12 protein-coding genes are annotated in these 14,374 nt (G+C 68.4%); 5 read left to right on the top strand and 7 right to left on the bottom strand.

From position 1 onward, the window contains the following. The first annotated feature begins 3 nt into the window (after positions 1-3). Positions 4-975 carry a transaldolase gene (tal, locus tag HNQ73_RS05850; RefSeq protein WP_183333168.1) on the top strand — a complete coding sequence of 324 codons (972 nt, stop codon included), beginning with the start codon at positions 4-6 and terminating at the stop codon, positions 973-975. Between the two features lie 78 nt (positions 976-1,053). Here the strand turns inward: tal and HNQ73_RS05855 are convergent, their stop codons facing one another. Genes HNQ73_RS05855 through amaB form a run of 4 tightly spaced genes read right to left on the bottom strand, consistent with a single transcriptional unit; the run spans position 1,054 to position 6,815 of the window. Beyond that, positions 1,054-2,727: a thiamine pyrophosphate-binding protein gene (locus HNQ73_RS05855; RefSeq protein WP_183333170.1), complete on the bottom strand. Its 1,674-nt coding sequence runs from the start codon at positions 2,725-2,727 to the stop codon at positions 1,054-1,056. Positions 2,728-2,731: 4 nt separating this feature from the next. After that, positions 2,732-3,949, bottom strand: a complete 1,218-nt coding sequence (locus HNQ73_RS05860) for a CaiB/BaiF CoA transferase family protein (RefSeq protein ID WP_373284866.1) — start codon at positions 3,947-3,949, stop codon at positions 2,732-2,734. Between the two features lie 49 nt (positions 3,950-3,998). Further along, entirely contained in the window at positions 3,999-5,225 is a 1,227-nt protein-coding gene (locus HNQ73_RS05865) for an acyl-CoA dehydrogenase (RefSeq protein ID WP_183333172.1), read from the bottom strand. Between the two features lie 51 nt (positions 5,226-5,276). Further along, complete coding sequence (amaB, locus tag HNQ73_RS05870; RefSeq protein ID WP_183333174.1) at positions 5,277-6,815, bottom strand: L-piperidine-6-carboxylate dehydrogenase; 1,539 nt, start codon at positions 6,813-6,815, stop codon at positions 5,277-5,279. A gap of 162 nt (positions 6,816-6,977) precedes the next feature. Here amaB and HNQ73_RS05875 point away from each other — a divergent pair, with 162 nt between their 5' ends. Together HNQ73_RS05875 and HNQ73_RS05880 are read left to right on the top strand one after the other, a co-directional pair. Next, positions 6,978-7,901 carry a LysR family transcriptional regulator gene (locus HNQ73_RS05875; RefSeq protein ID WP_183333176.1) on the top strand — a complete coding sequence of 308 codons (924 nt, stop codon included), beginning with the start codon at positions 6,978-6,980 and terminating at the stop codon, positions 7,899-7,901. 162 nt (positions 7,902-8,063) lie between these two features. After that, a complete protein-coding gene (locus tag HNQ73_RS05880) occupies positions 8,064-9,299 on the top strand; it encodes an NAD(P)/FAD-dependent oxidoreductase (protein WP_183333178.1) in 1,236 nt (411 codons plus the stop codon). Positions 9,300-9,305: 6 nt separating this feature from the next. Here the strand turns inward: HNQ73_RS05880 and HNQ73_RS05885 are convergent, their stop codons facing one another. The 3 genes from HNQ73_RS05885 to HNQ73_RS05895 all read right to left on the bottom strand — a co-directional run bounded on the left by HNQ73_RS05885 (position 9,306) and on the right by HNQ73_RS05895 (position 11,946). Beyond that, on the bottom strand, positions 9,306-9,749 hold the full coding sequence (locus HNQ73_RS05885) for a carboxymuconolactone decarboxylase family protein (RefSeq protein ID WP_183333180.1): 444 nt from the start codon (positions 9,747-9,749) through the stop codon (positions 9,306-9,308). Positions 9,750-9,836: 87 nt separating this feature from the next. Next, positions 9,837-10,757: a sigma-70 family RNA polymerase sigma factor gene (locus HNQ73_RS05890; RefSeq protein WP_183333182.1), complete on the bottom strand. Its 921-nt coding sequence runs from the start codon at positions 10,755-10,757 to the stop codon at positions 9,837-9,839. 19 nt (positions 10,758-10,776) lie between these two features. Next, the gene (locus HNQ73_RS05895) at positions 10,777-11,946 is read right to left on the bottom strand and encodes a fumarylacetoacetate hydrolase family protein (protein WP_183333357.1); all 1,170 of its coding nucleotides are present in this window, start codon (positions 11,944-11,946) and stop codon (positions 10,777-10,779) included. A gap of 160 nt (positions 11,947-12,106) precedes the next feature. On the opposite strand from HNQ73_RS05895, the gene ugpB reads away from it, so the two are divergent. Next, positions 12,107-13,420: a sn-glycerol-3-phosphate ABC transporter substrate-binding protein UgpB gene (gene ugpB / locus HNQ73_RS05900; RefSeq protein ID WP_244649914.1), complete on the top strand. Its 1,314-nt coding sequence runs from the start codon at positions 12,107-12,109 to the stop codon at positions 13,418-13,420. Between the two features lie 62 nt (positions 13,421-13,482). After that, the gene (gene ugpA, locus HNQ73_RS05905) at positions 13,483-14,367 is read left to right on the top strand and encodes a sn-glycerol-3-phosphate ABC transporter permease UgpA (RefSeq protein WP_183333184.1); all 885 of its coding nucleotides are present in this window, start codon (positions 13,483-13,485) and stop codon (positions 14,365-14,367) included. Positions 14,368-14,374 lie beyond the last annotated feature (7 nt).

Here is a 14,374-nt window from a genome sequence, read left to right on the forward strand (position 1 = left end):
GCCATGCCCTCCAAGCTCGACCAGCTGCGGGCGATGACGGTCGTCGTCGCCGACACGGGCGACATCGAGGCCGTGCGGCGTCTCAAGCCGCAGGACTGCACGACGAATCCGACTTTGCTGCTCAAGGCCGTCGAAGCCCCGGCCTACGGCCACCTGCTCGACGAGGCCATCGACTGGGGTCGCAAGCAGGCCGGCTCGGCGGAGGCCGTGACGGCCGCGGTGTGCGACCGGCTCGCCGTCTCCTTCGGCACGGAGCTGACGAAGATCGTGCCCGGCCGCGTCTCCACGGAGGTCGATGCGGACCTTTCCTTCGATATCGAGGGAACTGTCGCCAAGGCGCGGGCGCTCATCGCTGCCTACGAGGCGCGGGGCGTCCCGCGCGACCGCATCCTCATCAAGATCGCCTCGACGTGGGAAGGCATCCGCGCTGCGGAAGTGCTGCAGCGCGAGGGCATCGACTGCAACCTGACGCTGCTCTTCTCGCTGGTGCAGGCGGCGGCCTGTGCCGATGCGGGCGTCTTCCTCATCTCGCCCTTCGTCGGCCGCATCCTCGACTGGCACGTCAAGGCCGGCGGCGGCCCCTACACGGCCGAGACGGACCCTGGCGTCCAGTCCGTGCGGCGCATCTATGCCTATTACAAGGCGCACGGCATCAAGACGGTGGTGATGGGCGCCTCCTTCCGCAACACCGGCGAGATCGAGGCGCTCGCGGGCTGCGACCGGCTGACCATCGGGCCCGCGCTCATGGACCAGCTCGCCGCCGAAGAGGGGCCGCTGCCGCGCCGGCTCGACCCGGCGAACGTGGGTGAAGCCCCGGCCAGAATGACGCTTGACGAGAGGAGCTTCCGCTTCCTCCTCAATGAGGACGCGATGGCGACCGAGAAGCTCTCCGAAGGCATCCGCCTCTTCGTGAAGGATCTGCGGGCGCTCAGGGCGCTCGTCGCCAGGCGCCTGGAGCAGGCGAAGGCGGCCTGAGCCCCGGGCGAATTGAAAGCGAACGAGCCCCGGACGGGTGCCGTCCGGGGCTCGCTGTTTCGGGAACCGTCCTGCCGCTCAGCGCCTCGCCTGCAGCGCCTTCTCGCGGATGGCGGAGAGCGTCGTCGCCGGGCTGATGACCTCGGGATCGATGAGACAGTGGATGATCGCCGGCTTGCCGGCGGCGAGCGCACGCTCGAAGGCGGGAGCGAACTCCTCCGTGCGTTCCACGCGCTCGCCGTGGCCGCCAAAGGCGCGAGCATAGGCGGCGAAATCCGGGTTCGTCAGCATGGTGCCGGACACGCGGCCGGGATATTCCCGCTCCTGGTGCATGCGGATGGTGCCGTAGATGCCGTTGTCGATGACGATGACGACGATCGGCAGGTTGTACTGCACCGCGGTGGCAAACTCCTGCCCGTGCATCAGGAAGCATCCATCACCGGCGAAGGCGACCACCGTGCGGTCCGGATAGAGCCGCTTGGCGCCGACGGCCGCCGGCACGCCATAGCCCATGGAGCCGGAGGTCGGCGCCAGCTGCGTGCCGAAGCGGCGGAAGCGGTGGAAGCGGTGCAGCCAGATGGCGTAGTTGCCTGCGCCGTTGCACATGATGGCGTCGGCCGGCAGCTTCTCCTCGAGATAGGCCATCACCTCGCCGAGCTGCAGGTTGCCGGGCGTGCGGATGGCCGTCGGGTCGCTCCAGGCGAGATAGGCGGCGCGAGCCTCTTCGCGGCCGGCACTCCAGCCGATCGTTGCCGGCGGCTGCAGGCCCTCGAGCGCGGCGGAGAAGGCCGCGGGCGAGGCGTTGATGGCGAGCGTCGGGCGATAGACGCGGCCGAGCTCGTTGGCATCGGGATGCACGTGGACGAGCGTGCAGCCCGGCTCGGGGATGCCGAGGAGGGAATAGCTCTGGCTCGGCACCTCGGACAGGCGCCCGCCGATGAGCAGAACGGTGTCTGCCGCCTTGATGCGCTCAATCAGCCTGGGGTTGGGACCGAAGCCGATATCGCCGATGAAGTTCGGATGGTCGGCGGGAAACAGCATCTGCCGGCGGAACGAGACGGCGACCGGCAGGTCGAAGCGCTCGGCGAAGCGCACGAAGCGCTCCACCGCCTTCTCGTTCCAGCGCGAGCCACCGAGGATCGCGACGGGCGCCTTTGCGGCCCACAGCAGCTTCTGCAGCTCCGCCATCTGGGCGAGGGAGGGATGCGTCTCCACCGGGTCGTAGGGCTGGGCGTCGGCGACCGTGGCCGTCTCCACCAGCATGTCCTCCGGCAGGGCGATGACGACCGGGCCCGGCCGGCCGGAGGTGGCGACGCGGAAGGCGCGCGCGACAATCTCCGGAATGCGCGTGATGTCGTCGATCTCGGTCGCCCACTTGGCCATGGTGCCGAAGACGGCGCGGTAGTCGAGCTCCTGGAAGGCCTCGCGCTCGCGCATGCCCCGCTCGATCTGGCCCACGAAGACGATGAGCGGCGTCGAATCCTGCTTGGCGATGTGGATGCCGGGTGAAGCGTTGGTGGCGCCGGGCCCGCGGGTCACAAAGCAGATGCCGGGCCGGCCGGTGAGCTTGCCGTGGGCCTCGGCCATCATCGCCGCACCGCCCTCCTGGCGGCAGACGGTGACCTCGATCGATGCATCGTGGAGCGCATCGAGCACGGCCAGATAGCTCTCGCCCGGCACGCAGAAGGCGTGGCGGGCGCCGTGGAGGACAAGCTGGTCGACGAGGATCTGCCCGCCGGTGCGCGCGTTCATGATTCTATCCCTGTTGCTGGCCGGGCGTCTTCGCGCCCCAGGCCGGATCGTTGAGAACGTCGTCCGTGTCGGCGCCGAGCCGCGGCGAGGGGCGGCTGGCGACCATCGGCTTGCCGTCAATGACGATGGGCGAGCGCACGCTCGGGATTGAGCCGCCGGCCGCCTCCGGGCAGGGCAGGTCCACCCGCATGCCGCGGGCGATCACCTGAGGGTCGGCGAAGACATCCGCCACAGAGTTGATCGGGCCGGCCGGCACGCCCTCGGCCTCGAGGCGGGCCAATAGCTCGTCACGACGGAGGCGCCTCAGCGCACCGGCGAGGATCGCAACGAGCGGGCCGCGGTTCTCGACGCGGGCCTTGTTCGTCGCATATTCGCTCTGCTCGGCGAGCGCCGGCATGCCAATGACGTTGCAGAAGCGGCGGAACTGCCCGTCGTTGCCGACGGCGATGATGACGTGCCCGTCCGCCACCTCGAAGACCTGGTAGGGCACGATGTTGGGATGGGCGTTGCCCAGCCGGCGCGGGGACTTGCCCGAGACGAGATAGTTCATCGCCTGGTTGGCGAGGACGCCCACCTGCACGTCGAGCAGCGCCATGTCGACGTGCCCGCCCTCGCCCGTGATGTCGCGGCGACGAAGGGCAGCGAGGATGCCGATCGTGGCATAGAGGCCGGTGAAGATGTCGGCAAAGGCGACGCCGATCTTCTGCGGCTCGCCGTCGGGCGCGCCGGTAAGGTCCATGATCCCGCCCATGCCCTGGATCATGAAGTCATAGCCCGCCCGCTCCCGATAGGGCCCGCTCTGGCCGAAGCCGGTCACGGAACAGTAGACGAGGCGCGGATTGATCTCCCGGAGGCTCTCGTAGTCGAGCCCGTATTTCTTCAGGCCGCCGACCTTGAAGTTCTCGATGAGGACGTCGGCCTGGGCCGCCAGCCGCCGCACGATGGCGCGCCCCTCCTCCGTCTCGAAATCGACGGTGATGGAGCGCTTGCCGCGGTTGCACGAGTGGAAATAGGCCGCCGACAGGTCGCCCCCGTCGGCCGCCGGCACGAAGGGCGGCCCCCAGCCCCGCGTGTCGTCGCCGCTGCCCGGCCGCTCGACCTTGACGACGTCGGCGCCGAGATCGGCAAGCTGCTGGCCGATCCACGGCCCGGCGAGAATGCGCGCGAGTTCCAGAACCTTGAGGCCCTGAAGGGGAAGGGGGGTCATTGTATCGACTTTCATGACGGGGCCGATCCCACCCGCAGGCGGGACCGGCGAGAGTCTCGGAACCTCAGAAGAACGCCTGGATGCCCGTCTGCGCCCGGCCGAGGATGAGGGCGTGCACGTCGTGCGTGCCCTCGTAGGTGTTGACCGTCTCGAGGTTCTGGGCATGGCGCATCACGTGGTATTCTTCCTGGATGCCGTTGCCGCCATGCATGTCACGCGCCATGCGGGCGATATCGAGAGCCTTGCCGCAGTTGTTGCGCTTGACGATGGAGATCATCTCCGGCGCCATCTTGCCCTCGTCGAAGAGGCGGCCGACGCGCAGGGAGGCCTGCAGGCCGAGCGCGATCTCGGTCTGCATGTCGGCAAGCTTCTTCTGGATGAGCTGCGTGGCGGCGAGCGGCCGGCCGAATTGCTTGCGGTCAAGCGTGTACTGACGCGCACGGTGCCAGCAGTCCTCGGCCGCACCCATGACGCCCCAGGAGATGCCATAGCGGGCGCGGTTGAGGCAGCCGAAGGGGCCGCTGAGGCCGGAGGCGTTGGGCAGCAGCGCATCCTCGCCCACCTCGACATTGTCGAGCACGATCTCGCCCGTGATAGAGGCGCGCAGGCTGAGCTTGCCCGAGATCTTCGGCGCAGAGAGGCCCTTCAGACCCTTCTCCAGTACGAAGCCGCGAATCTTGTTGTCATGGGCGGCGGACTTCGCCCAGACGACGAACACATCGGCGATGGGCGAGTTGGAGATCCACATCTTGGAGCCGATGAGGCGGTAGCCGCCATCGATCTTCTCGGCGCGGGTCTTCATGCCGGCGGGGTCGGAGCCGGCGTCGGGCTCGGTGAGGCCGAAGCAGCCGACCCACTCGCCGGAGGCGAGCTTGGGTAGATACTTGCGCTTCTGCTCCTCGCTGCCATAGGCGTAGATCGGATACATGACGAGCGAGGACTGCACGCTCATCATCGAGCGATAGCCTGAGTCCACACGCTCCACCTCGCGCGCCACGAGGCCGTAGGCCACATAGCTCGCGCCGGCGCCGCCGTACTCCTCCGGAATCGTCACGCCCAGGAGGCCGAGCTCGCCCATCTCGTTGAAGATGGCCCGGTCCGTCTTCTCCTGGGCATAGGCCTCGAGCACCCGCGGCAGCAGCTTCTCCTGTGCATAGGCGCGGGCCGTGTCGCGGATCATCCGCTCGTCATCGGTCAGCTGGTCTTCGAGCAGGAAGGGGTCGGCCCAGTTGAAGGCGCCGATGTTGTCCTTGGCCATCTGGTTTTCGTCCCTGGCAGGTCTGTCACTCATCCGAACAGCGCGCCTCCCCTGCCCGGAGGGAGGGGAGGCTTCACGCGCCGCTCATGCGTCCACGTCGAAGGTCACGCCCTGCGCCAGCGGCAGGGCCGTGCCGTAGTTGATGGTGTTGGTGGCGCGCCGCATGTACGCCTTCCAGGCATCCGAGCCCGCTTCGCGGCCGCCGCCCGTCTCCTTCTCGCCGCCGAAGGCGCCGCCAATCTCGGCACCCGAGGGGCCGATGTTGACGTTGGCGATACCGCAGTCCGACCCTTCCGCTGAAACGAAGCGCTCGGCTTCACGCATGTCGAGCGTGAAGATAGAGGAGGAGAGGCCGGCGCCGACGCCGTTCTGCAGCGCGATCGCCTCGTCGAGGCTCTCGTACTTCACGACATAGAGGATGGGCGCGAAGGTCTCGTGCAGCATCGGGCCGGCCTGGGCCGGCATCTCGACGAGTGCCGGGCGGACATAATAGGCATCCTCGCCGCCGATGCCGGTGACGCGGCCGCCGCCGTGAACCGTGGCGCCCAGGGCCTTCGCCTCGGCGAGCGCCTTCTCCATGCCCTCGAAGGCCGCCCTGTCGATGAGCGGGCCGACGAGCGTGCCCTTTGCGCGCGGGTCGCCGATGGTGACGCTGCCGTAGACCTTCACAAGGCGCGGCACGAGCTTGTCATAGACGCTCGAGTGGACGATGAGGCGGCGCAACGTGGTGCAACGCTGGCCCGCCGTGCCCATGGCGGCGAAGGCGATGGCGCGCAGGGCGATATCGAGATCGGCCGAGGGCGCGACGATGGCGGCGTTGTTGCCGCCCAGCTCCAGGATGGCGCGGGCGAAGCGCTCGGCGAGCTTCGGGCCCACCTTGCGGCCCATGGCAGTGGAACCGGTGGCCGAGACGAGCGGCACGCGCTCGTCGGCCACGAGGGCCTCACCCGCCTCGCGGCCGCCGATGACAAGCTCGAGCAGGCCCTCGGGCACGCCGCCGAAGCGCTTGGCGGCACGCTCGGCGATGGCCGTCACGGCAAGGGCGGTGAGCGGCGTCTTCTCGGACGGTTTCCAGATCACCGGGTCGCCGCAGACGAGGGCGAGCGCGGCGTTCCACGACCAGACGGCCACGGGGAAGTTGAAGGCGGTGATGACACCGACGGGGCCGAGCGGGTGCCAGGTCTCCATCATGCGATGATCCGGCCGCTCGGTGGCGATGGTCAGGCCGTAGAGCTGGCGGGAGAGGCCGACAGCGAAATCGCAGATGTCGATCATCTCCTGCACCTCGCCGAGGCCTTCGGAGATAATCTTGCCGGCTTCCAGCGTCACGAGGAGGCCGAGATCCTCCTTGGCGGCGCGCAGCTCCTCACCGAGCAGGCGCACGAACTCGCCGCGCCGTGGTGCCGGCACCCGGCGCCATTCGAGAAAGGCCTTGGCGGCGCGATCAACGGCCGCGCGGGTCTCGGCCGCGCCGGCCTCCCGGACATGGGTGATGATCTCGCCGGTGACGGGGGAACGGGCGGCAAGGCCCGAGGCGGCGAAGGCAGCGTCGGACACGCCGAGACGCTTCAGAATGGCAAGCGCCTCCTCGCGGACGGAAGCGGCGGCGGTGTGAACAGTCATGTCTCTTCCCGGAGCGTTGTGCGGCTCCTGCCTCGCCAGGGGAGGCGGCCGTTGTGGTGCATCGCGCGGATGCGGAGTCTCCTTGCCGCGACAGGATGGCGGTTTCATTGCCGCGTTTCAAACGATATGTTCTCACGAGTTCATTACAAAACGGAATGATCGATGCGCGATGTCCACCAGCGCCTTGCCCTGCCGTCCCTGACAGCGCTCGCCGCCTTCGAGGCGGCGGCGCGGCACCTGTCCTTTACCAAGGCGGCGGAGGAGCTCAACCTGACGCAGGGAGCCGTCAGCCGCCAGGTGGCGGCGGTGGAGGCGCAACTCGGCCTCAAGCTCTTCGAGCGCGTGCGCCAGCGCGTGGTGCTGACGCCTGCCGGCAGCGCCTATGCGGGCGAGGTGCGCGAGGCGCTGGCGCGGCTCACCGCGGCGACGGTCAACGCCATGGCCTTCCGCGGCGCCGGCGGCATTCTCGACCTCGCCATTCTGCCGACCTTCGGCACGCGCTGGCTCATCCCGCGCCTGCCCGGCTTCTTCCAGCGCCATCCGGGCGTCACCATCAACTTCGCCACGCGCATCCTGCCCTTCGACTTCGCACGCGAGGGGCTCGATGCGGCGATCCATTTCGGTGAGCCCGTGTGGCCCGGGGCGCGCATGCACCGGCTCATGGGCGAGGCCATCGTGCCGGTGGCGAGCCCGGCCCTCGTCGCCCGGCACCCGCTCGTCGACGTGGCAGACGTGCTCACGGTGCCGCTGCTGCAGCAGGCGACGCGCCCGCGCGCCTGGAGCCTGTGGCTCGCGGCCCAGGGTCTCTCCGCCGAGCGGGCGGTGATGGGACCGCGCTTCGAGCAGTTCGCCATGGTCGCGCAGGCGGCCGTTGCCGGCCTCGGCCTCGCCATCGTGCCGCGCTTCCTCGTCGAGGACGAGCTGCGCTCCGGCGCGCTCGTCGTGCCTTTCGACCGGCCAATCTCGAGCGATGAGGCCTATTACCTCGTCTATCCCGAGGAGAAGGCGGACCGCCCGGCTCTCGCCGCCTTTCGCGACTGGCTGCTGGGCGAATGCGGGGCGGAAATGCAAGCGGGAGCCGCCTGACCCGGCGTCACGGCAGCGCCGTCCGTCGGCCGGTGCGACGCCGGGCCACGGAGAGCGCCCCATGGACAAGCCACTTCGCATGCGGCAATCATGCGGTCAGCTCATGAAGCCGCCGTCCTGCGGCGCTTCTTCGCGCCTCCCTCACTCCGGCCTGCCAGCATCATGTCCCAGTCCTCCAACGGTTCCTTCCCTTCGGCCACGACGGCCGACGTCGTCATCGTCGGCGGTGCGGCGATGGGCTCCTCCGTCGCCTTCCATCTCCTGTCCGATCCCGGCTTCGCCGGCCGCGTTGTCGTGATCGAGAAGGATCCGACCTATGCCCGCTCGGCCTCGGCGCTGTCGGCGGCCTCCATCCGGCAGCAGTACTCGAGCCCGGTGAACGTCCGCATCTCACTCTACGGCATCGCCTTCCTGCGCAACATCGGCAGCCATCTCTCGGTGGATGAAGAGCGGCCGGTGATCGACCTCACCGAAGGCGGCTATCTCTATCTTGCATCCACGCAGGAGGGGGCCGAGACGCTCGCCCGCAACCACGCGGTGCAGCAGGCCGAGGGGGCCGACATCGTCCTTTTCGATCCCGCCGGGCTCAGGGAGAAGTTCCCGTGGCTCGCCACCGACGATCTGCTCGCGGGGGCCTGGGGACGCAGCGGCGAGGGCTGGTTTGACGGCTGGGCGCTCCTGCAGGCCTTCCGGAAGAAGGCGCGGGCGCTCGGGGCCGAGTACCGGACGGGTGAGGTCGCCCGTCTCGAGCGGCAGGGCAATCGCGTTGTCGCCGTGCATCTCACCGACGGCAGTCGCATCGACTGCGGCACGGTGGTCAACTGCGCGGGTTCCGACGGCCGGCGCATCGCCGCGACCGCCGGCGTCGACATCCCCGTCTATCCCAAGAAGCGCTACGTCTTCAGCTTCACCTGCAAGGGGCCGGTCGACAACTGCCCGCTGATGATCGACACGTCCGGGGCCTATGTGCGCCCGGAGGGCCACCGCGGCGCCGAGGGGCAGATGTTCATCTGCGGCATCTCGCCGGAAGCCGACGCCGACCCCGACTGGGACGACAATCCCGAAGCGGTCGACTGGTCGCTGTTCGAGCAGACGATCTGGCCGGCGCTGGCGACGCGCGTGCCCGCCTTCGAGCAGATCCGCCCCGGCCGGGCCTGGTCCGGGCCCTACGATATGAACCTTCTCGATCACAACGCCATCGTCGGGCGCGCCGGCGAGGTCGAGAACCTCTTCCTCGCCAACGGCTTTTCCGGCCACGGCCTGCAGCAGTCCCCCGCCGTCGGCCGCGGCATCGCCGAAGAGATCGTGCACGGGCGTTTCGTGACGCTCGATCTCTCCGATCTCGGCTATACGCGGGTTCTCGCGCAGCGGCCGCTGCGCGAGGCGAACATCATCTGACGCCGGTCACACCGGCGGGTGCTGGGTGCCGAAGCCGACAGCGATCCGGTTCCAGAAGTTGATCATGGCGAGGAGCGCCGTCAGCGCCACCACCTCCTTCTCGGAGAAGTGCGCGTCGAGGCCGGTGGCGGCCTCGACGATGGCGGCGTGGTCGTCCATGCGCGTCATCGCCTCGGCACAGGCGAGGGCGGCCCGCTCGCGCGCGTCGAAGGCGGTCGATTCCCGCCATGCCGGAAGCAGATAGAGCCGCTCCGGCTTCTCGCCGTACTTCTTCACCGCGCTGCCGGCGTGCATGTGCACGCAGTAGGCGCAGCCGTTCATCTGCGACGCGCGCGTCTTTACGAGCTCGACGAGCCTCATGTCGAGGCCGAGGGCCTCGATGTCGCCATTGAGCCGGCGCGCAGCGGTGAAGATATCGGGGATGATGTCGTAGGCTTTGATGGTCCTCATCGTCTGTTCTCCGGTGGACGGCCGTGTGCGGCCGCATGCACCGAAGACGACGCAGGCCGACGCCTGTGACAGGACGGGGCAAAAAAATCAGCCCGCCGCCGGGATGCGGGCGAGCTTGTCCGGGTTCAGGACGAAGTAGACGGTCGTAATCCGCCCGCCGTCGCTGGCGGCCATGACGATGCGCACCGGGCGGCCGTCCTCGTACGTGACGAAGCCGGCCTCGCCGGAGAAGCGGGCCGGCCGCTCGATGCGACGGCGGCCGAGCTTGCGGGCGACGCCCAGCACCAGCCGCACGATCCGCTCCGCGCCCCGCACGATGTTGCGGGCGGCGCGCACCTTGCCGCCGCCGTCGGTGGCGATGACGGCGTCCGACGCAAGAAGGCCGATGAGACGCTCGGCATCGCCGGCGGCGAGCGCCAGGCGGAAGTCCTCCATGAGCTTCCCGTGCCGCTCACGGCGCGCGATGGCCTCGTCGGCCGTTGCGAGCGGGCCGGCGCCGAGCCGGCGGCGTGCGCGGGCGACGATCTGCCGGCAGGCCGTCTCGCTGCGGCCGAGCACCTCGGCGAGGCGCGCATAGGGCATGTCGAGCAGCTCGCGCAGCACGAAGGCGCAGCGCTCCACCGGGCCGAGACGTTCCATCAGCACCAGCACGGCATAGGGCAGGTCGCGCGCAAAGACGTCGCCCTCGTCCGGCCCCGTCCAGGGCTCCGGCAGCCAGGGGCCGTCGTAGGCGGCGCGCTCGCGCCGCGCGGCCCGCAGCCGGTCAATGGCGAGGCGGCTCGTCACGGTGACGAGCCAGGCTTCCGGATTGTCGGCGGCCACGCCGGCAGTGTGGAAGCGCAGGAAGGCATCCTGCACCACGTCCTCGGCGTCGCTCATTGTGCCGAGCATGCGATGGGCGATGGCGAGCAGCCGTGGCCGCACGGCGAGGAAGGCGGCCGTGTTGTCGCCGGGGGCGGCATCGCCACCGGCAGGCCCTGCGGGCGGCGGGCGGCGATGCCGGTTCATGTCCCTGCCCGTCTGCGGCTCAGAGGAGGCCGCGCCTGGCGAGGTTGCGCATCAGCTGCCCGGTGCCGAAGGTCCAGGGTGCGCAGTCCTGGCTGTGGCGCATGCGGTTGACGAGGCTGCCGAGCTGCGGCGAGGCGATGGTGACGATGTCCCCCACCTTGTGCGTGAAGCCCTTGCCCGGCGCGTCGCGATCCTCCACCGGCGCGAACAGGGTGCCGAGGAAGAGCACCGTGCCGTCCGGATACTGATGGTGCCGGCCGATCATCTGGGCCACGAGGTCGGCCGGGTCGCGGCTGATCTTCTCCAGGGTGGAGAAGCCTTCCATGCGGAAGCCGTCCTCGCCCTCGACCGTCAGCGTCACGTGCATGCGGCGCACATCGTCGAGCGAGAAGCCGTCGTCGAAGAAGCGCACGAAGGGGCCGATGGCGCAGCTCGCGTTGTTGTCCTTGGCCTTGCCGAGCAGCAGGGCCGAACGGCCCTCGACGTCGCGCAGGTTCACGTCGTTGCCGAGCGTGGCGCCGACGATGCGCCCGTCGGAGGCGACGACGACCACGACCTCGGGCTCGGGATTGTTCCAAGTCGAGATGGCATGGATGCCGGCGTCCGCCCCGGTGCCGACGCTCGACATGGGCTGGGCCTTGGTGAAGATCTCGGCGTCAGGACCGATGCCGACCTCGAGATACTGGCTCCAGGCTCCCTGCGCCATCAGCACCTCCTTGAGGCGCATGGCCTCGGGCGAGCCTGGCTTCAGGCGGTTGAGGTCGTCGCCGACGAGGCGGTTGATCTCCTTGCGGATGGCAGCGGCGGCGTCCGCATTGCCACGCGCGCGCTCCTCGATGACGCGCTCGAGCATGGAGACGGCGAAGGTGACGCCCGCCGCCTTGACCGCCTGCAGGTCGATCGGCGCGAGGAGATAGGGCCGGGAGGGGTCGCGCGTCGCCTCCACGGAATTGGCGAGGATGGCCTCGAGCGGGCCGAGCGATTCGCCGGTGGCCTCGCGCAGGGCCGCGGCAGGTGCGGAAGTTTCGCATAGGTCGCGCATCGTGGGGAAAGCGCGGCTGATATCGAAAACCTCGCCGTCACGGACAGCGACCACCGAGGGGCCTTCGACATCGGGCCGAAAGACGCGCCCGGCCAAGGCAGCCTTAGGAAAATCGGTTGGCAGGGTGGTGGTCGGAGAAAGGGTCATGCCCCCCATTGATGCGCTCCTCGCTGTGGTGCCGAATTTCGTTTCGCTTGCGTTTGTCGTCGATTATTCATTGAACTGTGATGCGATTGTCATGCTATGCTCGCTAGCAACGACGAGAAGAGTCCCCGAGGGGGGCTCCGGCAGAGATGGGGAGGCTAACATGGCATCTCGTTTTGTAACCATGGCAAGTGCGGCGGCCTTCATCGCCGCGGCGGGACCGGCGGCTGCCCAGACGGAGATCCAGTGGTGGCACGCCATGTCGGGCGCGCTCGGGGAGAAGCTTGAGAAGATCGCGAACGACTTCAACGCGACGCAGAGCGAATACAAGGTGGTCCCGGTCTTCAAGGGCAGCTATCCGGAGACCATGACCGGCGCCATCGCCGCCTTCCGCGCCAAGCAGCATCCGGCGATCGTGCAGGTGTTCGAGGTCGGCACGGCGACGATGATGGCGGCCAAGGGCGCTGTCTATCCCGTCTACAAGCTGATGGCGGACGAGAACGAGCCCTTCGATCCCCAGGCGTATCTGCCAGCGGTGACGGGTTACTACAGCGACACACAGGGCAACATGCTGTCGTTCCCGTTCAACTCGTCGACGCCGATCCTCTATTACAACAAGGACCTCTTCAAGAAGGCCGGCCTCGACGAGAACACCCCGCCCAAGACCTGGCCGGAGGTGGAGGAATTCGCCAAGAAGCTGCAGGCCGCGGGTGTCCCGTGCGGCTTCACCAGCCAGTGGCCGTCGTGGGTGCATGTCGAGAACTTCTCGGCCATGCACAACATCCCGCTGTCGACGGAGGCGAACGGCTTCGCCGGCTTCGGCACCGAGCTGAAGATCAATAACCCGCTCGTCGAGAGGCACTGGACTGCGCTTGTCGAATGGCAGAAGTCCAAGATCTTCGACTACGGCGGCCGGCAGGGCAAGTCGGACCCGAAGTTCCTCTCCGGTGAGTGCGCCATGACCTTCGCCTCCTCGGCGGCGCGCGCCAACATCCTCGCCAACGCCAAGTTCGAGGTGGGCTACGGCATGCAGCCCTACTGGCCGGACGTCCAGGGCGCGCCGCAGAACTCCATCATCGGCGGGGCGACCCTGTGGGTCCTCGCCGGCCGCCCGAAGGAGGAATACAAGGGCGTGGCGAAGTTCTTCGCCTACCTGTCGAAGCCCGAAGTCCAGGCCTGGTGGCACCAGCAGACCGGCTACCTGCCGATCACCAAGGCTTCCTATGAGCTGTCGCAGAAGGAGGGGTTCTACGACAAGAATCCGGGTTCGGACATCTCGATCAAGCAGATGAACCTCAACCCGCCGACCGAGAACTCCAAGGGCCTGCGTCTCGGCAACTTCGCCCAGATCCGCGACATCATCGAGGAGGAGATGGAGAACGCGCTGACCGGCAAGAAGCCGGTGAAGGACGCGCTTGACGCTGCCGTGAAGCGCGGCAACGAGCTGCTGCGCCAGTTCGAGAAGTCCAACTCCTGACGTAACCGACGTGAATGGCGGCGCCCGATGGCCGGGCGCCGCCCTGTTCTTCCGGGGGGCCGATGCAGGCAAAACGGGTCACCTTCGGCGGCGGCATCGTGCCTTACCTTCTGCTCGCGCCGCAGCTCGCCATCACTGTCATCTTCTTCCTGTGGCCGGCCGGCCAGGCGCTCTACACCTCCCTGTTCGCCGAGGACGCCTTCGGCCTGTCGCGCCAGTTCGTCGGCCTCGCCAACTTCGTCGCACTCCTCGAGGATCCGAGCTACCGGTCAAGCTTCGTCATCACCATCATCTTCTCGGTCTCGGTCGCGGGCATCTCGCTCGGCCTCGGGCTGCTCTTCGCCCTCGCCGCCGACAAGGTGGGCCGCCGGGCGATGGTCTACCAGACGCTGCTCATCTGGCCCTACGCGGTGGCCCCGGCGGTTGCCGCCATCCTGTGGTGGTACATGTTCGATCCCTCCGTGGGCATTGTGGCACGAGGGCTCAGGATCCTCGGCATCGGCTGGAACCACCACCTCAACGGCACCGACGCGCTCATCATGGTCATCCTCGCTGCGTCGTGGAAACAGGTGAGCTACAACTTCCTCTTCTTCCTCGCCGGGCTGCAGGCCATCCCGCGCACGCTCGTGGAGGCCGCGGCGCTCGACGGGGCCGGACCCTGGCTGCGTTTCCGCAAGATCGTGTGGCCGCTGCTCGCGCCGACAACGTTCTTCCTGCTCGTCGTCAACGTGGTCTATGCCTTCTTCGACACCTTCGGCATCATCCACGCGACGACCGGCGGCGGGCCGGGCCAGTCCACCACCATCCTCGTCTACAAGGTGTTCAAGGACGGTTTCGAGTCGCTCAACCTCGGCGCATCCGCCGCCCAGTCGGTGGTGCTGCTCGTCATCGTCATCGGCCTGACGGCGCTTCAGTTCCGTCACATCGAGCGCAAGGTTCACTACTGAGGGGGCG

Origin of the sequence: Chelatococcus composti (assembly GCF_014201415.1) — a bacterium.
Taxonomy (GTDB): Bacteria; Pseudomonadota; Alphaproteobacteria; order Rhizobiales; family Beijerinckiaceae; genus Chelatococcus_A; species Chelatococcus_A composti.

Excerpts from the sequence above, each read along its gene's own strand:
- tal (WP_183333168.1), top strand. The coding sequence starts at position 4 with ATGCCCTCCAAGCTCGACCAGCTGCGGGCGATGACGGTCGTCGTCGCC.
- HNQ73_RS05855 (WP_183333170.1), bottom strand. The coding sequence starts at position 2,727 with ATGAACGCGCGCACCGGCGGGCAGATCCTCGTCGACCAGCTTGTCCTC.
- HNQ73_RS05860 (WP_373284866.1), bottom strand. The coding sequence starts at position 3,949 with ATGAAAGTCGATACAATGACCCCCCTTCCCCTTCAGGGCCTCAAGGTT.
- HNQ73_RS05865 (WP_183333172.1), bottom strand. The coding sequence starts at position 5,225 with ATGAGTGACAGACCTGCCAGGGACGAAAACCAGATGGCCAAGGACAAC.
- amaB (WP_183333174.1), bottom strand. The coding sequence starts at position 6,815 with ATGACTGTTCACACCGCCGCCGCTTCCGTCCGCGAGGAGGCGCTTGCC.
- HNQ73_RS05875 (WP_183333176.1), top strand. The coding sequence starts at position 6,978 with ATGCGCGATGTCCACCAGCGCCTTGCCCTGCCGTCCCTGACAGCGCTC.
- HNQ73_RS05880 (WP_183333178.1), top strand. The coding sequence starts at position 8,064 with ATGTCCCAGTCCTCCAACGGTTCCTTCCCTTCGGCCACGACGGCCGAC.
- HNQ73_RS05885 (WP_183333180.1), bottom strand. The coding sequence starts at position 9,749 with ATGAGGACCATCAAAGCCTACGACATCATCCCCGATATCTTCACCGCT.
- HNQ73_RS05890 (WP_183333182.1), bottom strand. The coding sequence starts at position 10,757 with ATGAACCGGCATCGCCGCCCGCCGCCCGCAGGGCCTGCCGGTGGCGAT.
- HNQ73_RS05895 (WP_183333357.1), bottom strand. The coding sequence starts at position 11,946 with ATGACCCTTTCTCCGACCACCACCCTGCCAACCGATTTTCCTAAGGCT.
- ugpB (WP_244649914.1), top strand. The coding sequence starts at position 12,107 with ATGGCATCTCGTTTTGTAACCATGGCAAGTGCGGCGGCCTTCATCGCC.
- ugpA (WP_183333184.1), top strand. The coding sequence starts at position 13,483 with ATGCAGGCAAAACGGGTCACCTTCGGCGGCGGCATCGTGCCTTACCTT.